General features: G+C 46.0%; 22 protein-coding genes. 9 read left to right on the top strand and 13 right to left on the bottom strand.

Annotated elements, in window-relative coordinates; all coding sequences use genetic code 11:
- Positions 1 to 31 precede the first annotated feature (31 nt).
- On the bottom strand, positions 32 to 1,009 hold the full coding sequence (gene trhO, locus AC1HDP_RS06520) for an oxygen-dependent tRNA uridine(34) hydroxylase TrhO (RefSeq protein WP_479638121.1): 978 nt from the start codon (positions 1,007 to 1,009) through the stop codon (positions 32 to 34).
- Positions 1,010 to 1,274: 265 nt separating this feature from the next.
- Between trhO and AC1HDP_RS06515 the strand changes: the two genes are divergently transcribed.
- Positions 1,275 to 1,919: an MBL fold metallo-hydrolase gene (locus AC1HDP_RS06515; RefSeq protein WP_479638120.1), complete on the top strand. Its 645-nt coding sequence runs from the start codon at positions 1,275 to 1,277 to the stop codon at positions 1,917 to 1,919.
- Here the strand turns inward: AC1HDP_RS06515 and AC1HDP_RS06510 are convergent.
- From AC1HDP_RS06510 to AC1HDP_RS06460, 11 genes are all read right to left on the bottom strand, one after another.
- On the bottom strand, positions 1,916 to 3,280 hold the full coding sequence (locus tag AC1HDP_RS06510) for a GGDEF domain-containing protein (protein ID WP_479638119.1): 1,365 nt from the start codon (positions 3,278 to 3,280) through the stop codon (positions 1,916 to 1,918). The genes AC1HDP_RS06515 and AC1HDP_RS06510 overlap by 4 nt on opposite strands.
- Entirely contained in the window at positions 3,280 to 4,245 is a 966-nt protein-coding gene (locus AC1HDP_RS06505; RefSeq protein ID WP_479638118.1) for an ABC transporter substrate-binding protein, read from the bottom strand. Before AC1HDP_RS06505 ends, AC1HDP_RS06510 begins: the two co-directional genes overlap by 1 nt.
- Positions 4,246 to 4,513: 268 nt before the next feature.
- Positions 4,514 to 5,323, bottom strand: coding sequence for an exodeoxyribonuclease III (gene xthA / locus AC1HDP_RS06500; protein ID WP_140933007.1), 810 nt, complete (start codon positions 5,321 to 5,323; stop codon positions 4,514 to 4,516).
- Positions 5,323 to 5,622, bottom strand: a complete 300-nt coding sequence (locus tag AC1HDP_RS06495; RefSeq protein WP_479638117.1) for a YciI family protein — start codon at positions 5,620 to 5,622, stop codon at positions 5,323 to 5,325. Before AC1HDP_RS06495 ends, xthA begins: the two co-directional genes overlap by 1 nt.
- Positions 5,622 to 6,167, bottom strand: coding sequence for a septation protein A (locus tag AC1HDP_RS06490; protein ID WP_479638116.1), 546 nt, complete (start codon positions 6,165 to 6,167; stop codon positions 5,622 to 5,624). The genes AC1HDP_RS06495 and AC1HDP_RS06490 overlap by 1 nt, the downstream gene beginning before the upstream one ends.
- 270 nt (positions 6,168 to 6,437) lie before the next feature.
- The gene (trpA, locus tag AC1HDP_RS06485; RefSeq protein ID WP_479638115.1) at positions 6,438 to 7,238 is read right to left on the bottom strand and encodes a tryptophan synthase subunit alpha; all 801 of its coding nucleotides are present in this window, start codon (positions 7,236 to 7,238) and stop codon (positions 6,438 to 6,440) included.
- Complete coding sequence (gene trpB / locus AC1HDP_RS06480) at positions 7,235 to 8,437, bottom strand: tryptophan synthase subunit beta (protein ID WP_479638114.1); 1,203 nt, start codon at positions 8,435 to 8,437, stop codon at positions 7,235 to 7,237. The genes trpA and trpB overlap by 4 nt, the downstream gene beginning before the upstream one ends.
- A gap of 13 nt (positions 8,438 to 8,450) precedes the next feature.
- Complete coding sequence (gene trpCF, locus AC1HDP_RS06475) at positions 8,451 to 9,839, bottom strand: bifunctional indole-3-glycerol-phosphate synthase TrpC/phosphoribosylanthranilate isomerase TrpF (RefSeq protein WP_479638113.1); 1,389 nt, start codon at positions 9,837 to 9,839, stop codon at positions 8,451 to 8,453.
- The gene (trpD, locus tag AC1HDP_RS06470; RefSeq protein WP_479638112.1) at positions 9,836 to 10,909 is read right to left on the bottom strand and encodes an anthranilate phosphoribosyltransferase; all 1,074 of its coding nucleotides are present in this window, start codon (positions 10,907 to 10,909) and stop codon (positions 9,836 to 9,838) included. The genes trpCF and trpD overlap by 4 nt, the downstream gene beginning before the upstream one ends.
- Positions 10,899 to 11,495 carry an aminodeoxychorismate/anthranilate synthase component II gene (locus AC1HDP_RS06465; protein ID WP_479638111.1) on the bottom strand — a complete coding sequence of 199 codons (597 nt, stop codon included), beginning with the start codon at positions 11,493 to 11,495 and terminating at the stop codon, positions 10,899 to 10,901. Before AC1HDP_RS06465 ends, trpD begins: the two co-directional genes overlap by 11 nt.
- On the bottom strand, positions 11,492 to 13,069 hold the full coding sequence (locus tag AC1HDP_RS06460; RefSeq protein ID WP_479638110.1) for an anthranilate synthase component 1: 1,578 nt from the start codon (positions 13,067 to 13,069) through the stop codon (positions 11,492 to 11,494). The genes AC1HDP_RS06465 and AC1HDP_RS06460 overlap by 4 nt, the downstream gene beginning before the upstream one ends.
- A gap of 375 nt (positions 13,070 to 13,444) precedes the next feature.
- On the opposite strand from AC1HDP_RS06460, the gene rnm reads away from it, so the two are divergent.
- The 7 genes from rnm (at position 13,445) to AC1HDP_RS06425 (ending at position 19,137) form a co-directional block, all read left to right on the top strand.
- Positions 13,445 to 14,314 carry an RNase RNM gene (gene rnm, locus AC1HDP_RS06455; protein WP_479639840.1) on the top strand — a complete coding sequence of 290 codons (870 nt, stop codon included), beginning with the start codon at positions 13,445 to 13,447 and terminating at the stop codon, positions 14,312 to 14,314.
- On the top strand, positions 14,311 to 14,931 hold the full coding sequence (locus AC1HDP_RS06450; RefSeq protein ID WP_479638109.1) for an L-threonylcarbamoyladenylate synthase: 621 nt from the start codon (positions 14,311 to 14,313) through the stop codon (positions 14,929 to 14,931). Before rnm ends, AC1HDP_RS06450 begins: the two co-directional genes overlap by 4 nt.
- Positions 14,932 to 15,003: 72 nt before the next feature.
- Positions 15,004 to 15,795: a segregation and condensation protein A gene (locus AC1HDP_RS06445; RefSeq protein WP_479638108.1), complete on the top strand. Its 792-nt coding sequence runs from the start codon at positions 15,004 to 15,006 to the stop codon at positions 15,793 to 15,795.
- Between the two features lie 7 nt (positions 15,796 to 15,802).
- Positions 15,803 to 16,387 (top strand): SMC-Scp complex subunit ScpB, encoded by a 585-nt coding sequence (gene scpB / locus AC1HDP_RS06440; protein ID WP_479638107.1) that lies wholly within the window; start codon positions 15,803 to 15,805, stop codon positions 16,385 to 16,387.
- 15 nt (positions 16,388 to 16,402) lie between these two features.
- Entirely contained in the window at positions 16,403 to 17,275 is an 873-nt protein-coding gene (rluB, locus tag AC1HDP_RS06435; RefSeq protein WP_140932995.1) for a 23S rRNA pseudouridine(2605) synthase RluB, read from the top strand.
- Between the two features lie 238 nt (positions 17,276 to 17,513).
- Positions 17,514 to 18,434 (top strand): exo-alpha-sialidase, encoded by a 921-nt coding sequence (locus AC1HDP_RS06430; RefSeq protein WP_479638106.1) that lies wholly within the window; start codon positions 17,514 to 17,516, stop codon positions 18,432 to 18,434.
- 115 nt (positions 18,435 to 18,549) lie between these two features.
- Positions 18,550 to 19,137, top strand: a complete 588-nt coding sequence (locus AC1HDP_RS06425) for a pseudouridine synthase (protein ID WP_479638105.1) — start codon at positions 18,550 to 18,552, stop codon at positions 19,135 to 19,137.
- A gap of 34 nt (positions 19,138 to 19,171) precedes the next feature.
- Here the strand turns inward: AC1HDP_RS06425 and AC1HDP_RS06420 are convergent, their stop codons facing one another.
- Complete coding sequence (locus AC1HDP_RS06420) at positions 19,172 to 19,909, bottom strand: YciK family oxidoreductase (RefSeq protein WP_479638104.1); 738 nt, start codon at positions 19,907 to 19,909, stop codon at positions 19,172 to 19,174.
- A 261-nt stretch (positions 19,910 to 20,170) separates the two neighbouring features.
- Between AC1HDP_RS06420 and AC1HDP_RS06415 the strand changes: the two genes are divergently transcribed.
- A complete protein-coding gene (locus AC1HDP_RS06415) occupies positions 20,171 to 22,651 on the top strand; it encodes a VolA/Pla-1 family phospholipase (RefSeq protein WP_479638103.1) in 2,481 nt (826 codons plus the stop codon).
- Positions 22,652 to 22,749 lie beyond the last annotated feature (98 nt).

Here is a 22,749-nt window from a genome sequence, read left to right as displayed (position 1 = left end):
TTACTCGCTGAGGGATCCACTTAGACTACCGTTAATTATCGGCTTGGTTATTGGCTTTTTGTTCGAGTTTGGCGCTGCGTCGAGCCTCGATAATTTGTTTTACCTCACTGCCGATATGGGCTTCGCCGCGTTGTTTGGCTAAGTGAATTTGACGTTCGCGTTCTTCAAAGCGGGTGCGTTGTTGCTCACTGGTGTTGGTGATGCAATGTGGGCAGCTTATCCCTTGTACAAAGTGTGGCGACTGTTTATCAGCTTCAGTAATTGGCATGCGGCAGGCGTTACATTGATCGTACTGACCTTTGATTAAGTCATGAGTCACTGCCACACGGTTATCAAATACAAAGCATTCACCTTGCCAGCGAGTTTGTTGCTGCGGAATTTCTTCTAAGTATTTTAAGACGCCACCTTCAAGGTGATAGACCTCATCAAAGCCTTGCTCTTTCAAGTAGGCGGTTGATTTTTCACAGCGAATTCCGCCGGTGCAAAACATAGCCACTTTTTTATGCTTGGCAGGATCTAGGTTGTTTTTAACAAACTCAGGGAATTCGCGGAAGGTTTGAGTTTTAGGATTAACGGCGTTAGCAAATGTACCAATCTGCACTTCGTAATCGTTACGTGTGTCTATGACTAGGACTTCAGGGTCATCAATCAATTGATTCCAGTCTTGTGGTTTCACATAAGTGCCTACCACTTTTAATGGGTCTATGCCTTCAACCCCTAAGGTTACTATTTCTTTTTTAAGTTTGACCTTAGTACGATAAAAAGGCATGTCGTCATGATACGCGTATTTATAGCTGCTGTTCTCAAGCCCAGATTGCGACTCTAGCCAGACAAGCAAGGCATCGATAGACGCTTGCGTACCCGCGACCGTGCCATTAATCCCTTCGCTTGCCAGTAGCAAGGTGCCCTTGATGTGAAGTCGCTCTAAGGTTGCCAGTAATGGCCGCTGTATTTGAGTAAAATGAGGCAGGGCGACAAATTTATATAAAGCGCAAACTACAACTGACATAACATCCTCTCTTGCTGGCTGAAGCTTAATCTTCAGTGCAAATCCATTGATATTGGTAATATTACCGCCGCGCAGTGTACGCCACCTAATGCTTGCTAAATAGACAGTAAAATTGTGGGTATTTAAATGAGTTTGCTTTTGGCTGTGGTTAATGGGGGGGAGTTCACCATTTACTGACTGAGTTATTCAAGATCAAACAAACAAACGAGAATATCGGCTATGTTAGTGGCATAATCTTCACATGGACTTCAGTGAGAAATAGCCGATGAAATACGTCACTATCCCAGTTACTCCTTTTCAACAAAATTGTAGTTTGATGTGGTGTGAAACCACTAGAGAAGCGGCAGTGGTTGATCCCGGCGGTAATATTGACCGCATAATGCAGCGCATTGAAAAAGAACAATTGACCTTAACTATGATTTTGTTAACTCATGGTCATATCGATCATGTGGGCGGCGCCAAAGCGTTAAGCGATATGACAGGCGTTAAGATTATAGGCCCACATCAGGCCGATGCTTTTTGGCTGGATAATTTGGCCCAGCAAAGCCAAAACTTTGGTTTTGCGGCGGCAGAGCCATTTGCGCCTCATCGCTATTTAGAAGATGGTGATGTGATTGAGCTTGGTCATCAGCAATTGCAAGTAGTGCATTGCCCAGGCCATACGCCAGGCCATGTGGTGTTTTATCATCAAGGTGAGAACTTAGCTTGGGTAGGGGATGTGTTATTTAGAGGCTCAGTGGGTCGCACTGATTTTCCTGGCTCTAATCATAGCGACCTCATTCATTCTATTACCAAAAAATTATGGCCTTTGGGCAAAGATGTTACCTTTGTACCTGGTCATGGCCCCATCTCTACCTTTGGTGAAGAACGTAAGCACAATCCATTTGTGGCCGACCAGCTACTGGATTAATTTTGCCGTTTAGTCTGCCTTTTAACGACCGGATACGGAAAGACGTTATTGCTTACATTATCGTTAAGGATATGACTCGCAAACACGATAGCGCTCAATTGTCCGGCCTCAATATTGTTTTTGGCATGGTACATAGCGCTATCAGCTTTTCGTAACAATTCAGTATTGTGAGTGCCATCTTCTGGATAGCGACTCACACCTAAGCTGGCCCCGAGTGTGAGCTTAATGCCATTAAGCTCCATTGGTTCCTCGATTAACGTCACAAGCTTGTTGAGCTGAGCTGGCAAGGCTTCGACCTTGGCTTGGTTATCAAGCCATAGCACAAATTCATCACCGCCAAAGCGGCCGATAAGATCCGATTTACGCAGCTTTATTTGTAAGCGTGAACTCAATTGTTGCAGGGCCATATCACCACATTGGTGGCCGTAGGTATCGTTAATGTCTTTAAAACCATTGAGATCGATAAAGACCAACACCCCTTTTTTGCCATCGCGTTGGCAGCGCTCAAGAGCAATAGTAAATAAGCGTTCAAAGGTGTTTTTTGATAATAAGCCGCATAAATCATCATGTTCAGCCACATATTGCAATTGCTTCGCTTGTTGTTGCAAAGCGTGAGTTTGGCGACTAACTTCAATTTCCAATTCAGTCTTTAACATAGTAGTTTGCTGTAAATTTTTGCGCATTTCATTGAAATGGTTGGTAAGAAAACCAAGTTCGTCCTGGTAGTCACTAGTGACTGGTGTGGTTAATTCGCCACAGGCAACTTGTTGTACTCCCGTGGTGAGCGCCTGTATCCCGGCTTCAAAGCGTTTTAATAGCAAGACTGCGCCAATGCTAATGAGTAAGGCAAACGCCAGCAAAACCCCGCCATTTAAATACATGAGTTGCAATTGCAAGTGTTTGTGTTGATTGATGACGTGCAACTTATAGTGATACAAGCTTTCGCGCAGCGATTGAATGGCAATGGTCAATGATGAAAGCAAAATTAACTGGCTCTGCTCGCCGAGGCTAACATTTTGCTGACTTAGGGTGAGCAGTTTTCGAACCTGGGTAATATCGCGCTCAAGAATAGTGAAGTCGTTGCGTATGACAAGGTCGTCTTTAGGGATTTTTGCTAGCGATTGCTCAATATGGTTAATTTCCAGCAGATTTGCGGCAATTAATTTATTATCGCTGAAGTTTTTTAAGGTCCATAAATCAAAAGCTAAGGTGTCGATGGCACTGCTTAAACTTAAAATTTGTTCGAGCCGAACATTCGACTCTTGTTCGATTTGCACTTGTTTAACGATAGCGACTAATACTAAGGCGGTAAGGCCAAGACTAAATATGATTAATAGCCGTAGTTGTTGGACAATTTTCATTAGAGATCATCTGTGATAAAGCGCTGAGTATCTAAGGCTTGGGTATGAATAATCTGGTCAAAATCAGGCATTGTTGTGCTACTGACTATGCCGGTGGTCCGGGCCCAATGGGCGCTATTTTTTAATTGCGCGAGTAAAAACTCACTGCTTGATAATCTAAATCGATAATCGGGCCACAGGCTGGTTAATTCCTTGGCATAGACCCCAAGGAAGGCTTGCACCACTCGCTGACTTTCGGCCTCATTACTTAAAATAAATAAATTAGCTGCATTGATGGCTTGTAATATCGCAGGCCACTGTAGACTGTTGGCAAGCTTTTCTTGGGTGACAAGACTGAAGCTTAATAAGGTTAATACTTGGGTATCGAAGGCTAAGCGCACGCTGGGGTTATTGGCTTGTAAGCGATAGCCATAAGGCTCCCAAATTGAGACCGCATCTACCTCCCCCTTTAGTAGGGCATCGGCCAATTTATCAGCAGAATAATAGTGACGTTTAATCTGCGATGACTTAAGCCCGTGCAATAGCAGTAATTGATCTAACAAGTATTCACTGGCGGAATGTTTGACAATCCCAACGTTTTTATTGATGAGATCTTTGGGCGCATGAATGCCACTGTTATCTTGGGTGTAAAGTTTTATATCGTTATCTGAGCTTGAGATATTGGCTAAGACTCTAAAATCTTGGCGACTAAAACTCATAAACATGATGGCGCTGTCAGAAGTGGTAGCTAAATCCACTTCATTATTGAGCAAGCGTTCAAGGCAAGCATTGCCACCTATAGTGGTCAGAAGCTCTACATCTACTCCGTACTGGGTAAAGAAACCTTGCTGTTTAGCTATGATGACAGGTGTTGATAGCGGCGATAACGAGACGGCAATCTTGATGGGGTCAGCCTGGGCAATACTTGATATTAACCAATAAAATCCAATAGTTATCCAAATAAATTTTGAGCTGGCAACAGGCATTAATTTCATCCTTGAATTTCCAGTGCATCCTGCACTTCGGGTTACAGCGTTTACCTTGGTGATTAATCTTAATCGCTAAGTTAAGACCTAGCTTAACGACTTTTTTAACAGCTTGTTTAACTAGGCTGTTAACCTAGCTCACCAGCAGTAAATCATTTTTTGTTAAAATAGTGATGTGAAAAAATCTATCCGATTGAACTTAAGACATTAAATGCGAATTAACAAGTATTGTCATTAAAAAAGGAAACCGAGCGGTTTCCTTTATGAGTTATGCACTAAACTCGCTCCAAATCGGCGCGTGATCTGAGGGCTTATCTATGCCTCTTAGTGGATAGTCAATATCGGCCGCGACTAAGCGCTGCGCTAGGCTTGGGGTCGCTAAAATCACATCGATTCGTAAACCGCGATTATCATCAAAGCCTTTACTGCGATAATCAAACCAAGAGAAACGCTCATTGGTACTTGGGTGTACTTGTCTAAAGGTGTCGACAAAGCCCCAGTCCATGAGCGTCGCCAGCCATTGCCTTTCTTCCGGTTGGAAGCTGCATTTACCGGTTTTTAGCCAGCGCTTAGCATTGACATCACCAATACCTATATCTAAATCCAGTGGCGAAATATTGATGTCACCTATCACTGCAATGTCATCAGCATTTGAGCATTGCTCATTTAGATGCGCCATTAAATCTTGGTAAAAGCGGCGCTTAGCAGGATATTTGCTTTCATGGTGAATGCTTTCACCTTGGGGGAAATAGCCATTAATCACAGTCAATACGCGGCCGTTTTCTTGCTGGAATTTGCCTATGATTAAGCGGCGCTGAGCCTCTTCTTCATCGGTTACAAAGCCTTTTTGCACTTCAAGTGGCGCCATTTTTGATAGCATAGCTACGCCATAATGGGCCTTACCGCCGTGATAATGGACGTGATAACCCATGGCTTCCACATCAGCCACTGGAAAAGCTTCATCATGTACCTTGGTTTCTTGAAGGCCGATGATATCAGGACTATGGCTATCAATTAAGGCTTGCAGTTGATGCAGGCGCGCTCTTAGGCCATTGATATTGAAAGAAACGATTTTCATTAAGGCAATACCTTTTTGTAAGGTTTGACGATGACCTTGCTATAGACGCCTGCCGCAAAGTATGGGTCGGCATCAGCCCAGGCTTGAGCTTCAATTACACTGGAAAACTCAGCAACGACTAATGAACCAGTAAAGCCAGCATCGCCTGGATTTTCACTATCAATGGCAGGATGTGGTCCGGCAATTAATAATCGACCTTCATCGCACAGCAATTGCAGGCGAGCAAGATGCTCAGCGCGCGCGGCTAAACGCTTATCTAAAGTGTTCGGGTGATCTTCGGCTGAAATCATATACCACATTACTTGAACTCCTTACGTTGATCTTCACTTAAATGTTTGTAGAGGTAAATCACTGTCACTACGGTATTTATTAAGGTGAGGGCGGTTAAGCCAAACACTTTAAAATTGACCCAAAATTGTTGCGATAACCAAAAAGCGACATAAATGTTAACTAGGCCACAGGCAGTAAAAAAGGCGACCCAGTACCAAGTGACTTTTGCCCATACGCTATCGGCCACTTGCATCTCTTTGCCGAGCATGCTTTTAAGGATGGGCTTATTGATAAACTGCCCCACGATTAAGGCGATGGCAAATAATGCATACACTATGGTGACTTTCCATTTAATGAAGGCATCATCATGAAATACCAAAGTCATTGTGCCAAATATGGTCACTATGGCAAAAGTGATCAGGTGCATTTTCTCAACGGTTTTGAATATCAAATAGCTTAAAACCAGTTGTAAGGCGGTGGCTCCAATTAAGGCGCCTGTAGCAGCATAAATATCAACGAATTTATAAACGATAAAAAATACAACAAGTGGAAAAAAATCAAGAAGTTGCTTCATATAAAATTAATGTTTACCAGTAACAAAGATGCGCCGAGTGTAGCATGGCTTAAGTCTTAGACCAATCTGGCATAATCACAATAAGATTCAAAATTTAACGATTGGTGGGAGGAGATTAGCGCATTAAGTGTTAGCCAAAGAGTAACACTGCTAGATGTTACTCTTTGCTAATGATGATATGAACTGGCGCTAGTGGACTACTCGTCGTGAACCCGCGCTAGGGGCTGATCTTTACGCTCACATCATTGTTAATTAGGCCGGTTATCCTAGTTAGGTCGCAGCCTTTAGCGATTGAATAAATGCCGCCATCTCTTGCAATAATACCTCTGGCTGATGTAGATGCTTAGCAATTATGCTCACCACGGCTGAGCCTGAAATTACGCCTGCGGCACCCGCCTTAATGGCGGCTTGCACTTGCTCAGCTTGGCTAATGCCAAAACCTAATAATGGTGGCGGCGCATTATAGTGCTTTAGCTTATCGACTATGGCGGTGATGGGCATATTGGCAGCAACATCGGCGCCAGTCACTCCAGCTCTTGATAATAAATAGGTATAGCCGCTAGCCATTGAGGCTAACGCTTCAATATCGGCATCTGTGCTATTGGGCGGCGCAATAAAGATAGGGTCAAGTTGATGACGCTTGGCAGCAGCGACAAAAGGCTCGGCTTCTTGCATAGGAACATCGGCAATTAAGATTGAATCCACCCCAGCACTATGGGCTTGTTGATAAAAACTATCTAAGCCATTGGCATAAGCTAGGTTGGCATAAATTAATAGGCCAATGGGCAAGCTTGGGTGGCGCGCGCGAATAATGCTTATCATCTCAAAGCAATCACTCATTTTAACGTTTGCCGCGCGCGCGCGCAGGTTAGCGCCTTGGATCACCGGGCCATCGGCGAGTGGATCTGAAAAGGGTAATCCTAATTCCAGAGCGTCGGCGCCATTGCTAATTAAACATTCAATAATTTCAAGCGATAACTCTTTACCTGGATCGCCCAAGGTCACAAAAGGCACTAAGGCGCCACGTTGCTCGTGTTCAAGGTGGCTAAACAGGGCTGGGTAGCGGCTCATAATGTCTCTCCTGCTGCAGATGGGTTTAATAGGTCTGACACAGTAAATATGTCTTTATCGCCGCGGCCTGATAAGTTCACGACCAATAAGGTCTCAGTGGTGGCCTTAGCGGCTAGTTTAATGGCATAGGCTAAGGCGTGGGCAGACTCCAGCGCTGGAATAATACCTTCACAACGCGCTAATTGCTGGAACGCAGCGATGGCTTCATCATCGGTGGTCGATTCATATTGCGCGCGGCCAATGGCGGCAAGGTGGGCGTGCTGTGGTCCGACCGATGGGAAGTCTAAGCCGGCTGAAATCGAGTACGACTCTTCAATCTGGCCTTCCTCATCTTGCATCAAGGGCGCTTTCATACCGAAAAATATGCCGGTTTTACCGTGGCGCAGCGGCGCGCCGTGCATATGGGTGTCTATGCCTTTACCTGCAGGTTCAATACCGATTAGTTGCACTTGCGGTTCGTCAATAAAATCGGCAAACATGCCGATGGCATTGGAGCCGCCGCCAACACAGGCAATCACGGCATCAGGCAAACGGCCTTCTTTTTCTAAAATTTGGCGTTTTGTTTCGGCGCCAATTACGCGTTGAAATTCCCGCACTATGGTTGGAAATGGATGCGGGCCAGCAGCCGTACCTAACAGGTAATGCGCCTTTTCATAGCTGCCAGACCAGTCGCGCATAGCTTCATTGCAGGCATCTTTTAAGGTGGCAGAACCTGAGGTCACAGGAATAACTGTGGCTCCCATCAAACGCATTCTGAACACATTGGGCGATTGGCGTTCCACATCTTTTGCGCCCATATAAATGCGGCACTTAAGCCCCAGCAGTGCGCAGGCTAACGCTGTGGCTACCCCATGTTGACCCGCGCCGGTTTCGGCAATGATTTCTTTTTTACCCATGCGTTTAGCCAGTAATGCTTGCGCTAATACTTGGTTGGTTTTATGGGCGCCGCCGTGCAATAAGTCTTCGCGCTTTAAGTAAATTTTACATAATGGGTTAGGGCTTAAGTTACGGGTTAAGGTTAAGGCTGTTGGTCTGCCGGCATAGTTGTGCAGTAAATCCATCAATTCGGCATTAAAGGTGGGATCGTCAATGGCGCTTAAATAGGCTTGCTCTAATTGATGCAGGGCAGGCATTAAAATTTGCGGCACAAAACTGCCACCGAACTCACCAAAATAAGGGTTTAGGGTAAATTGCTTCATAGTAACCTCGCTATTAATACTGTCGCAGCTGACTAAAGGCTGCCTGAATTTTGTTGGGATCTTTAATGCCGGGGCGGCTCTCTAACCCTGAATTGAAATCTAAGCCAAGGAATCCCGCTTCTGCCGCGTTAAGTGCGTTATCAGCATCAAGGCCGCCAGCCAACATAGCGCGGCTTTTGGCCGGTAATAATCGCTGCCAATCAAAAGGCGTGCCTGTGCCACCAAATTGCTGCGCTACTCGGCTGTCATACACTAAGCGCGCAACTTGTGGGCTTGGTGAAAAGTGCGCTATATCAGTAGCAACTCCTAAGGCTTGCCACAACTCACAGTCAAGTTGCTGCGCTGCTAGCTGCTCTTTAAGATGGGTGATGACAAGCTCAGATTCATCGCCATGCAGTTGAATGGCCGTGAGTTTAAGTGTCCTGGCATAAGTCACCATTTGCTCAATGTCAGCATTAACAAACACGCCGACCAATTTAAGCGGCTGAGCTAATTGCTGGTTAAACTCCGCTAAGGCTATTGCTGCATCTAAGGTTAACGCGCGCAGTGAACTTGACGCGAATATCAGGCCTGCGTATAGACAGCCAGCGCTAGCCGCTGCCGCTAAGTCTTGGCTACGGGTAAGACCGCAAATCTTATTCTCACCAAAAATCAGGGCGCGGCAGGCTTGATCAAGATTGGCTTGCGCCATTAACGAGCTACCAACTAAAAAGCCTTGCACTAAAGGCGCTAAGCGGCGCACGTCTTGATGACAATAAATGCCTGACTCACTAATGACGACAGTGTCCGCTGGGATTTGTGGTGCCAATTGCTCAGTCGTCGCTAAGTCAGTGGTTAAATCGCGCAGGTCACGATTATTAATGCCTATGATGTTAGCTTTTAAGGCAATGGCTCTCGTTAACTCTTGGCTATTACTGACTTCAGTTAATACATCTAAGTTAAATTGTGCGGCAAGGCTCGCTAATGCTTGATACTGCTCATCATCAAGAATCGATAGCATTAATAAAATGGCATCGGCGCCTTGATGGGCGGCGAGTGTTACTTGGTATGACGAGATAAAAAAATCTTTGCACAAAATGGGCTGGCTAACTAAGGCTTTGACCTCAGGAATATTCGCCATATTGCCTTGAAACCATTGCTCGTCGGTGAGGACGGATAAGGCCGCGGCATAGCGACCATAAACAGAGGCTATGGCTTTGATATCAAAGTCGGCGCGAATTAAGCCCTTTGATGGGCTCGCTTTTTTGCATTCCAGAATAAAGCTCGCAGGCTTGATTCTTAATGCTTGATAAAGGCTGCGAGTTGAGCGCTTAGGCGCAAGCGTGGCTTCTGGGTACGCTAGTTGCAGCTGAGCAATATGCTGATGCTTAGTGGCGACTATTTTCTCTAAAATATTACTCATGCCTGCACCTCGTTAATGGCGGCGTTTGATGTTTCAATGAGTTGCTCCAAGCGCTCCCATGCTCTTGATGTATGTAAAATAGCGAGCGCCATGGCCGTGCCATCTTTGGGACTTGGGGCAATACCCGCGACATATAAGGCGCAGCCAGCATTGACTGCTACGGCATCTTGATGGGCGCGTTGGCCGTGACCTTGCAATATAGAGCGGGTAATGTTGGCGTTTTCCATTGGGCTGCCGCCCGTTAATGCGCTGAGTGGCGCCGTGTTTATGCCTAATATTTCAGGGGTTAACTGATAACTGATTAAGCTATTTGGCGTCACTTCAATGACATCGGTAAAGCCATGAATGGCAACTTCATCTAAGCCAGAACCATGCACTACCATAGCGCGCTTAACCCCTAAGGTTTGTAAGCATTGGGCAATAGGTTGCAGCAAACTTGGGCAATAAACGCCAAGCAGCATAAAATCTGGGCGCGCAGGATTAATTAATGGCCCTAAGATATTGAAAATAGTCCGAGTTTTTAAGGCCCGGCGCACTGGCACTGCGTGGCGTACCCCGGCGTGATACTGAGGCGCGAAAATAAAACATACCCCCACATCGACTAAGCACTGCGCCGCTATAGCAGGCGGCATAGTAAGATTCAGTCCTAAACTTGCCAATAGATCAGACGAGCCCGATTGACTCGAGACACTGCGATTGCCATGTTTGGCAACTTTGGCGCCCGCGGTCGCGGCGACTAAGGCTGCTGTGGTAGAAATATTTATGGTATTAAAGCCATCACCACCAGTTCCCACGATATCCAGTAAACCAGGCTGGCAAGATGACTGGCTGGCAGTCATTGTCTCAGCTTGGCGTGGAAATGGTGTCGCGGCCAATAATAAGGCATCCGCCGCGCCACTGATCTCATCTAAGCTCTCGCCTTTAAGTTTTAAGGCGATCAACGCCGCCGCGATTTGGCTGTCATTTAATTCACCCGCAACAATGGCGCCAAATAATGCCTGACTCTGCATGCGGCTTAATGATTGCTGCGCAAATAAAGTATCCAGTAACGGCTGAACATTAATGGCCATGATGACGCTCCTTACTCACGTACGCTAACGCTTGGGTCAATAATAAGCCGCCCTTAGTGGTTAAAATCGATTCAGGATGGAATTGAAAACCTAACACTTGATCTTCCCTATGATAAATGGCCATAGGTAAATCATCGGCGCTTGCGATAACGTCAAGGGATGGCGGCACCACAGTTGCCACTAACGAGTGATAGCGAGCAATAGGTAAAGGGTTTGGGAGGTTGGCAAATATCCCTTGGCTATTGTGAGTCGCTAAGCTTGCCTTGCCATGGACCACTTGCGGCGCACGCTCAACCTTACCGCCATAATGCTCAATCAGGGCTTGGTGGCCTAAGCAAATGCCGATGATGGGCATGTTACCTACTTGACGAGCAATCAAGGCTGCCATACAACCCGCTTGATGCGGCGCGCCTGGGCCTGGCGATAACACTAATACTTGTTGTTCATCGGTGGTGGCAAGCTTTTGACATAAATAATCGATATCAACATCATTGCGATATATATCAACTTGATGACCTAGGCTTCGAAACTGATCCACTAAGTTGTAGGTAAATGAGTCGAAGTTATCGAGTAAGGTAATTTTCATAAGCCACCTCCTTGTTGTACCGCATTAATCACAGCTTGGGCTTTTTGACGGGTTTCCGTGGTTTCTGCCTGAGGGTCTGAATCAAATACTACCCCAGCGCCCGCTTGAATATGGGCAAGTCCTTGGCTAACAAAGGCTGAGCGAATGACAATGCAAGTGTCCATATCGCCCTGACCGTTTAGATAACCTACCGCGCCACCATAGCTGCCGCGGCGGCTTTGTTCGACTTCACGAATTAATTGCGCCGCGCGAATTTTAGGGGCGCCAACTAAGGTGCCCATATTCATACAGGCTTGATAAGCATGTAAGGCATCAAGTTGATGTTGTAATTGGCCTGTCACGCGGCTCACCAGATGCATGACGTGGGAGTAGCGATCGACTTTGAGTAATTCAGCCACTTTACGCGTGCCAGCTTGGCTAATTCGGGCAATATCATTACGCGCTAAATCAACCAGCATTAAATGCTCGGCTAGCTCTTTTTTATCTAAACGTAATTCAAGCTCAATGCGGCTATCTAAGTCGGCATCGATTTGACCGTTATCGTCTTTACCGCGTGGACGAGTGCCAGCGATTGGGTAGACCTCAACCGTGTTTGATGATGCTTGGTATTTCAATGCGCTTTCAGGTGAGGCGCCAAACAGACAAAAATCTGGTGCTTGGAAAAAAAACATATACGGACTTGGATTGGTCGTACGCAGTGCCCGATAAGCGCCGATGGGATTGGCGCATGGCAAAGTAAAGCTACGCGATGGCACCACTTGAAATATATCGCCAGCGACTATGTGCTCTTTAAGGGCATCGACCTGCTGACAAAATTGCTCATCGCTGACATTGACTGACACATCCGCAGTCTGCGCTTGGCCAAAGAGGGCGGGGTGATAATCATTAGCTATGGCGCATAGGGCTTGCTGCCTATCTTCGATGCTAGCAGCAATGCTCGGCGTGTTACTAAACACAAAGCTTTGCAATTCGGCGCTTTGGGTTTGATGGTCAATAACAATTAATTGCTCGGCTAAATAAAACAAATAATCTGGGCAATGATTAGCGCCTGTGGGCACGTTTGGCAGCACTTCAGTGGTAGCGATTAAATCATAAGCCAGCACGCCACCAAGAAACAGCGCCGCTTGGCTTTGGGCATCAAGGCAGTAGTGTTTAAGTTCAGCAATGAAAAAACGCAGGCCATCAAGGGGGGAACTGGCGACTAATCTTGCATCTTCATCCATAGGCGTTGCTGGCGGCGTTAAGGTCACTATTAACTTATTACTTGAGCTTGCTGAGGATGGTAACCTGGCCATTTGAGTTGGCCGTCTAAAGAACTCAGCAATCAGTGGTAGTAACTGCTGGCCATTGTCACTTAGCGCCGTGAATTCGAGTTGATAGCCCTGACAGCGAATTTCAAGGGCACTGTCACACAACAATAAGCTTTTAAGATTCGCTTTAGTGGTGACTTCAGCAGATTCCAGTAACAGGTTGTGGCGACTATGAGCATTTAGCGCCTGATAAAGGCACAAAGGGTCGGCTTGATAGCAAATGGCCGCACGCTTGCATTGGATAAAGGAGGGTGTCGTTGTCATTTTTTCTTTCCCGTAATTACTTATCTAAACTAGCCAAGGTGTCTTTGCGGGAAATTTGCTGATAAAAAAACCCGCAGCGGGCGGGTTCTTTATTGAAGCGACACTTTATTTAGATGTGTACAGCCAAGTCTACCCGCGAATGTGAGTAAAGCCACCAACCAAAAACGGTATTAGTTTGTGCTGTAAAAGTCATAATAAAGTGATATTCCTGTCATTTAGTTGTCTATAGAAAACTAGTTTTGTGACTCAATGTCAATGGAAAAAATGCAATGATGATAAAATGTCATCATAATCATGCACGGGCATCGACGTGAGCTTATGCTTATAACCCATTTATTTAAGGTGTTTTTTGCCCGCATCCATTACAATACTCAAATGAATGAAAATACTGCTGTGACCCGAGTGGTCGACCTCCATAGCCATACTACCGCCTCTGACGGCCGCTTAACGCCTGCGCAACTTGTGCAACGTGCGGCAGAAAAGGGCGTGCATATGTTGGCGATTACCGATCATGATTCTGTCGCTGCGATGATCCCGGCTCACGCCGCGAATCAAGCGTTGGAACAACCATTAACGCTCATCAATGGCGCTGAAATTTCTACTCGCTGGTACAGTTACGATATTCATGTTGTGGCATTAAATATCGATATCCACAATCCGCAGTTGCAAGACTTTTTAGATAACCAAGCTGTACTTAGGGATCAACGAGCCCAAGAAATTGGTGTGCGCTTAGCCAAAGTTGGCATTGAGGGTGCGTATGACGCTGCCAAAGCATTTGCTGATGGCGCCGTGATTAGTCGTGGTCATTTTGCACGTTTTCTGATTGAAAAAGGCTATGCCACCGATAACGCTGGGGTGTTTAAGAAGTACCTCGCTAAAGGTAAAACCGGTTATGTGCCTAATAACTGGGGCGACATGGCGAGTGCAATCGAGATTATCCATCAAGCCGGTGGTTTGGCTGTACTCGCGCATCCCAGTGCCTATCAATTATCGGGTAAATGGCTGCGCCGCTTAGTCACAGAGTTTAAAGACGCGGGTGGCGATGCCATGGAAGTGGTATTAGGCCAACAAAATCTTGATGATAGAGCTAATCTTGTGGCCTTGAGCCATAAACATGAATTATTGACCTCAGTGGGAAGTGATTTTCATTTTGTCGGTGGCTGGGTTGAACTTGGCCGTAATTTATTTTTACCTGCTGGCCTCAATTGGGTTTGGCAATCGCCTTTATGGAAGGACAGAGCATGAGCCAATTTTTTTATGTACATGAACAAAACCCGCAAACTCGTTTAATTAGCCAAACAGTGGCAATTTTACGCAGCGGTGGCGTGATTGTTTACCCAACCGACTCAGGTTATGCCTTAGGTTGTTTATTGGGGGATAAAGATGCCATGACTCGTATCACGCGTATTCGTCATATCGAGCATGACCACAATTTTTCTTTGATGTGCCGCGACTTGTCTGAAATATCTATCTACGCCAAAGTCGAAAATCAAGCGTATCGCTTGGTAAAAAGTTGCACTCCAGGACCTTACACTTTCATTTTTAAAGCGACTAAAGAAGTACCTAAGCGCTTACAAAATGATAAGAAAAAGACTATCGGTATTCGCGTTCCTGACAATATCATTGCTCGTGATTTATTAGAGGCTTTAGGTGAGCCTTTGATGTCGACCTCGTTAGTGATGCCTGGCCAAGAGTTTGCAGAATCTGATCCTGAACATATCCGCGATATTTTAGAACATCAGGTTGATGCGATTTTACACGGTGGTTATTTAGGTGAAAAACCGACCAGCGTGATTGATTTGTCCGAAGGTGAAATGGAAGTGTTGCGCGAAGGCGCGGGCGATCTATCGGCATTCCTTTAATAGCCATAAAAATACAGGTATAATGCCGCGTTTTGCTGAAATTATGGCAAGAGATCCATTATGGAGCAGCGCATGCCGGAGCTAACGGTACAACATAGTTTACCTTTGGCCATTATTCGCGGCGAACCTGTGCAAGAGTGGCCGACAGATTTATTTATTCCACCTGAAGCGCTTGAGGTATTTTTAGAAGCGTTTGAGGGGCCACTTGATCTGCTCTTATACTTGATCCGTAAGCATAAGTTAGATGTAGTCGATGTATCTATCGCCCAAATCACTAGTCAGTACCTTGAGTATATTACCCTGCTCACCGACTCTCGGGTTGAGTTGGCAGCTGACTATTTAGTGATGGCGGCGACCTTAGCGGAAATTAAATCGCGAATGTTGCTGCCGGTGATAGCAACAGATGACAATGAGGAAGAAGATCCTCGGACACGTTTAATAAAGCAACTGAAAGCTTATGAAACCATCAAGCAAGCGTCTTATGATTTAGATGCTTTGCCAAGGCTTGAGCGTGATTATTTTCAAGCCACTGCGGCATTAACCGCCGCCGAAGCAGAAATTGTGCCACCGGACGTGAGTTTGAGTGACTTGATAAGAGCGTTTTCAACCATCTATCGACGCATTCAAATGACCGAGAGCCATCACGTGCAGCGCGAACATTTATCGACGCGTGAACGTATGAGCCAAATATTGGCACAATTAACTCGTGAAGAGTTCGTGCCATTTACGCGCTTGTTTCAGCCCCATGAAGGGCGCGCTGGTGTAGTAGTGACCTTTTTGGCCTTGATGGAACTAGTAAAAGAATCTTTGGTGGAGTTAATGCAAGCAGCTCCATTGACTGAAATCTATGTCAGAGCTAGTTAATTAATTTATGCCGATCAGTGATATTCAATTAAAACAATTGCTCGAAGCGGGACTATTTGCACAAGGACGAGCGTTAACGATTAAAGAGTTACGCCAAGGATTATTGCGTGATTTAAGTGTTTCTCGCGAACGTATTAGCGAGCAATTAGCAGTATTAGAACAAGATTATCAGGAACGGGGCGTGCAATTGGTAAAAGTTGCCGGCGGATACCGTTTCCAAACCAGAGAAGAATTAGCGCCATTTCTACAGTTAATGACTCAAGAAAAAGCACCTAAGTATTCTCGCGCCACCTTGGAAACCTTAGCTGTGATTGCTTACAGCCAACCAGTTACCCGAGGCGAAATTGAACAGATAAGAGGGGTTGCGGTTGCAAGCCAGATCATTAAAACCTTATCTGATCGTTTGTGGATCAGGGGCATTGGGCATAAAGATGTGCCCGGTAGGCCGGCATTGTATGCGACCACCCCTGAATTTTTAGCCTATTTTGGCTTGGACTCCCTTGCGGATTTACCTCCGTTAACGGATGCCGAGTCGTTGGCGGCATTATTTAGTCATAGATCTACGATTGAGACTAATCCGCCACAGTCATAAGAAGAGTCGAAACTAATGAGTGAAAAATTGCAGAAAGTCTTGGCCCGTGCAGGCCATGGCTCCCGTCGTGAGATGGAGGCATGGATTGCTGCAGGTCGAGTTAGCGTAGACGGCGAGATTGCCAGTTTAGGCGATCGCGTTGAACCCGATGCTAAAATTCGTATCGATGGCCGTACTGTGTCAATGAAATCGGCTGACGATTTGATTTGTCGAGTGCTGGCTTATCATAAGCCTGAAGGTGAAATTTGTTCGCGCAAAGATCCTGAAGGTCGTCCAACCGTATTTGACCGTTTACCTAAGATCCGTGATGGTCGTTGGGTTGCTGTTGGTCGTTTGGATATCAACACCTCAGGTTTGTTATTGTTCACTTGTGATGGTGAACTGGCTAACCGCTTAATGCACCCATCGAATGAAGTTGAGCGTGAATACGCTGTGCGTACCTTTGGTGAAGTGACCGAAGCCACAGTTCAGCGTTTACGCAATGGCGTGATGTTAGAAGATGGTCCAGCACAGTTTGATCATGTCAAAGCCGCGGGTGGCGAAGGCCTGAACCAGTGGTGGCATGTTGGTCTGCGTGAAGGTCGTAACCGTGAAGTTCGCCGTTTATGGGAATCTCAAGAAGTTCAAGTAAGCCGTCTTATCCGTATTCGTTACGGTATGATTGAACTGCCTAAAACCTTGCCTCGCGGTGGTTGGATGGAACTGCCGTTGGATCAAGTGAATTACTTGCGTCAACTAGGCGGTATGGACGTTGAAACCCGCAGTATGCTGGGTTCAGATAAGCACAGTGTCGCCCGCGCTAAAGTGCGCAGCGCTAAAATTCGCCGTGCCGTTCATAAGCATAAAGTTGTTGGCGGTAAGCCAAAGCCTTCGCGTCAGCGTGGCTAACAATGTGTAGCTAATCGCTCGCATTCAGAATAATAGGTCGCATTAGCGGCCTATTTTTTTAGCTGTGATTTACTTATTTTTATCAGCCATTAATCAGAGTATTTTGCTTACTAACAGTGGCGCTATTATTAATGAATATGTTCAAGCAGTTATGAGCCATAATCATATTCATAACGACTGTAGGTCGTCATCGCTAGTTGCCATAAGTATTGGTTCATCACATGCACAAGGACAGAGCATGAAGATCATCAAACATAAAAAGATTTGGGATAAATCTCCCCATAGTGCCTTTACTGACTTATGCCGCTATCAAGGCCAGTTTTATTGTGTGTTTCGCAGTGCAATCGCCCATGTGTCGGACACTGCCGAGCTAGTCATACTGGTGTCGAGTGATGGTAATAAGTGGCACAAGTTTGCAGAAGTTAGCGAACCTGAACGCGATCTTCGTGATGGTAAATGGCTGATTTTTAATAATACGCTTTACCTTAATGCCGCAGCTGTTGATAGACGCCCACAGTGCGATGCCGACAAACGTTTGCAAAGCTTAAGTTGGACAGTGACCTCGCAAGGAGTGAGTGCGCCACGCGTAATCGTGAGTGATAATTACTGGTTGTGGAAATGCGCTGCTAATGCTGCGCAAAACCTCATAGTTGGCGGTGCTTATCGCGGCGGACCAGAAGGAGACTTACGCTTATATACAAGTATTGATGGCGATAATTTTACCTGCGCCATGGCCCCTTTAAATAACCAAGGTTATGTCAATGAAGCGGCGCCGCTGTTTGTGAAAGATGATTTGTATGTACTGCTGCGGCGTGACCCTGCCTATGATGATAGAGGAGCAGCGTTACTTGGCTGCGCGTCGGCGCCGTATCTTGACTGGCAATGGCTAGAACTCACTTGCCGCGTTGGTGGACCTACCTTATTTAGCTGGCATGATAAATTATTGGCCATAGTGCGCCTGTATAACGATAACACTCGCACCTCTCTTATCGAGATAGATAAAGTGACAGGGCAGGTGACAGAACGCTTAACTATGCCTTCTGGCGGAGACACCAGTTATGCCGGCGTCGTGCTGGAAAAAGATTGCTTATCCCTCAGTTATTACTCATCCCATGAAGGTCATAGTTGTATTTATTTCGCGAAAATATCGCTAAGTTAGTCAGTGGGCTGCAATTTACCGCAAGTGGCTAAGGTTAAGAGGTCGATGCGCGCATCGCAACTTGTCGACTGAATCTGTATACTGCGCGTCCCAGCATTATTGTCATTAGTTTCCTATGTCAGTTAGTCATCAAGATTTCAAACTCTATAAGCCCTTTGGTTATTTAAGTCAGTTTCTCCAAGAACCGCGTAAAAATAAAAAACGCCTAGGTGAGTTATTTGATTTTCCCGCTGGCATTATGACCATTGGCCGTTTAGATCATGATTCTGAGGGATTGTTACTACTCACCACTCATGGCATGACTAGCCATAATGTGCGCAGCGCTGATGTTGAAAAAGAATATTTCGCCCAAGTCGATGGCGACATTAGTGCAGAGGCTATTGCTGAGCTTGAGACTGGTGTGACTATTAAGGTCAAAGGCGAAATCTATATGACCAAAGCATGCCGGGTGCGCAAACTCGATGAAAGTCCAAATTTACCTGCCAGAGGTCATAAAATTCGTGATGAGCGCCATGGGCCAACGAGTTGGGTGTCTTTGATTTTGCGAGAAGGTAAAAATCGGCAAGTGCGCAAGATGACGGCGGCGGTCGGCTTTCCAACCTTAAGATTAGTGCGGGTGCGTATTGGTGCGATTTCTATTGATGACCTGCACGTTGGTGAAGTGCAAGCCATCAAGATTGCAAGTGAGCTAAGGGCTGATTAGTTAAGAAAATCAGCCTAAGTATCACTTGGCGAATTTACTGCGCGTTAAAGGCCTGACCGTTAACCTCTGCGCTGTCATCTGTCATCAGGTACAAATAGGTCGGCATAATATCTGCGGGCGTTTTTAAGGTTGCAGGGTTCTCAGCCGGATAAGCATTGGCGCGCATGCTCGTGCGGGTTGCACCAGGATTAATGCTATTTACTCTAAGATGCGTGCCATCAAATTCATGGGCTAATACTTGCATCATGCCTTCGGTTGCAAACTTAGAAATTGCATATGCGCCCCAATAAGCGCGGCCTTGGCGACCGACACCGCTTGAGGTGAATACGATAGAAGGTTTTTCTGCCAGCTTCATCACAGGTAGGAGAGCCTTGGTCATCATAGCTTGCGCGGTGACATTGACTTGCATAACGTCGTTAAATGCACCCATGTCCATATGCTCAAACGGACCGAGCACCCCAAGCAAACTGGCGTTATGTAACAGACCATCGAGTTTACCAAACTGCTCAGCTATGGTTTCGGCCATATCTTTATAGTTTTGCTCGGTGGCGCCCTTCATATCTAATGGCACTATGGCAGGTTTTGGGCCACCAGAGGCTTCAATCTCATCATACACAGCTTCTAATTTGCTAACGGTTTTGCCGAGCAGAATAACGAGCGCGCCATGACGCGCAAAAGTGATGGCGGCGGTTTTACCTATGCCATCGCCTGCACCTGTCACTAAAATAATTTTTCCCTGTAAAGCGTCACTCTTAGCTTGATATTCCAACATATATTGATACTTCCCTAGAACGCTAAAGCCTATCATCACAGGCCATTTAGCTGGCCTCTATCGTGTGTTTAAAACAAATGAATGATTAAATCCCATTTTAGCTATGGTTGAGTGTGACAAAAATGTAGCTAAGTCATTACTTTTACGTTAGCTTTATTTGTAGCTCAGGACGTTTTTTGTCCTGTTGGTCATGGTTCTCGACTATTGTGACCAATTTCCTGAGGAAAACAAAATTATTACAACAAGATTTGGGGATGAAAGATGAAAAGACTCTTTTTGAGTGTTGCAATTGCATCTGCACTGGGACTCACAGGATGTGGTGGCGATACATATGATGATTTAACCGAAACGACTAAGCCGTTAATCCCAGTGTCTCAAATCGCATTTGATCCCGCTAATGCCATATTACCAATACCTAATGATTTATTGTTTAGTGGTACCACTGACGGCACTCTTACCATTCCTGGTGAAGCCACGGGAAATTATGTTGATCCACAAATCGCTTTAGGGGCGTTAGACGGCTGGTCCACTACGTCACCTATTAGCATTAAAGTGATCCCGCCTGCTGGAACTACCACCACCTTAGATGCAACTTCTGTGATGCAACCTGGCGCAGTCGTGATGTACGAAGCGACTGTTGGCGGCGCATTATCGTCAGATCCTGAATGTAAAGATGCGCTGTCAGTGTCAGCTTGTAAAATCGGTGAAGAGCTTGTGTTTGGTGTGGATTTCGTAAGTACTGCCTCTGGCAACACCATTGCGATTATTCCGCTCAAACCATTAAAACCTAATCAGTCTTATGTGTATGCGGTGACCAGTTTAGTACAAGACTCAAATGGTCAATCTGTTGCTGCTTCAGCTACATATGCTTTGCTAAAGCTTGATATTGATACCAATCCGCTCGAAACCCCATCGCAGTTGTTGCTGCAAGGGCTAGTTAATAGCTATGAAAAAGGAATAGCGGAAGCTGGTGGCGTTGATGCGGAAGAGATTAGTTATGCTGGCTTATTTACCACTCAGTCGGTGGCCAATGTCTACGAAACCAATAAATTATTAATGGCCAGCCAAGACCCCTATAAGCCAAAGTTTAAAGTGCTGCCTACACCCGCCGGTTACACAGTCGCTACCGCATTAGGCATAGCACCATCACAGGACCTTGCCTATGTGACAGCTAACTTAGCTGATGTCTATTCTGCGGTGATTACTTTGCCTGTGTATGGCGATTGCTCTTCGGTTAAGTGCTTAGATGCCAATAATAAGCCGACCATCAATGGTCGCTGGCAGGCACAAGGTGATAGCCCTGTCGCCGTATTATTAGCGCTGCAAGCTAAGACTTTAAGTAATGAAAATTTTGCAGCCCAAGCAGTAGCTCAAGGGGTCGACCCACAAGCGGCGTTAACTAACCCAAGCTTACTTGCTGGTAAAACTTGGTTGCTCGATAACGGTCAACCAGCTGATGCGGCTAAGCATCTAACTAAGTTTAACCCTATCGTTAAAATCAAAGGTTATGAAGACATCCCAGTGCTCATAACCCTGCCAAATGCGGCAAAATTGGCAGCGTTTTATGCAGCGCAAGGCATACCTTTTGTGCCACCAACTAAAGGCTGGCCGACGACTATGGCCATGCATGGCCTAGGTGGCGGTAAAGAAATGGCCTTAGCCTATGCTGGTACTTATGCTGCCAATGGTGTCGCATTAGTGGCGATTGATATGCCACTGCATGGCGAGCGCTCATTTGATGTAAATAAAGATGTCGATGCTGGCGGTAGCTATGAAGTATCAGCCACAGATCCATCTTTTGGTGCTGTGATTGGTAAACCTAATGCATTTGCTCAAGGTAATCCGCTGGTGTTTGTGAATATCGCCAGTACCTTAAGTGTGCGAGATAACTTCCGCCAAGCGGTATCAGATCACTTAGGTGTGCGTTTAGCCTTAACTGGTTTGGCTGGTGCCTTAGCTAATGCCAACAAGCCACAAATATTTGATGTGTCAGGTATTAGTGCTCAAGGTTTAAGTTTGGGCGGTATAGTTGGTACCACCTTTGCTAATTACGCCAGTACCGGTTTAGTTAACCCAGCTACCGGTCAGGCATTACCTAACGCGTACGCTTTAAAAGCAGCCTCGTTAGTGGCACCTAGCGGCGGTTTAGCCGGTTCATTTGCAGGCTCGGCGACTTTTGGCCCAGTGCTGTTTAATAACATCACAGCCAGTGAAACCTTTAAAGCCTTAGTGACTGCGGCAAATACCTCGGGTTTCGCGCCTGGTTCGGATGAATACAATGCGTTAGTAAAACAAGTGTATGCCAACTTTATCCCAACCTTCGCCTTTGCGGTGCAAACAGCAGTTGATAGCGCTGATCCGATTAACCAAGCGGCTAGTTTAGTGGCGACTAAGTTACCTGTGCAGTTAATTGAAGTGGCGGGCGATGGCGTTAACTTGCCAGATCAAGTGTTACCTAACAAGGTTGAAGGTTTCCCGCTTTCTGGAACTGAGCCGTTAATTAGCGCATTAGGCCTTGAGTGTATCGACTCGACTCGTGTGGGAAGTGGCGTCGCGCGCTTCTTAAAAGGTCATCACAGTTCAATCGTTAGTCCTAGAGAAATCGCTGGGGTGACCGATGGCTCGGCGCTGGCAGCAACCGTTGAAATGCAATCGCAAGTAGCCAGTTTTGCAAAATCTGCGGCTGTGGGCACTGCCACTACATTAATTCGCAATGCAGTGTTATTAAAGTCATGTGATTAATTGCTGACTTAATCGAGTGTAGCTATATAAACCCAGCCAAATGGCTGGGTTTTGTTTTTGGGGTGGCAATCATTGGCGGCAATGATTACGGCTGTTAG

The sequence above is a fragment of the Shewanella sp. ISS20 genome, from assembly GCF_056522965.1.
Note: the sequence above shows the minus strand (reverse complement) of the source record. Positions and strands in the feature narration are given on the sequence as shown.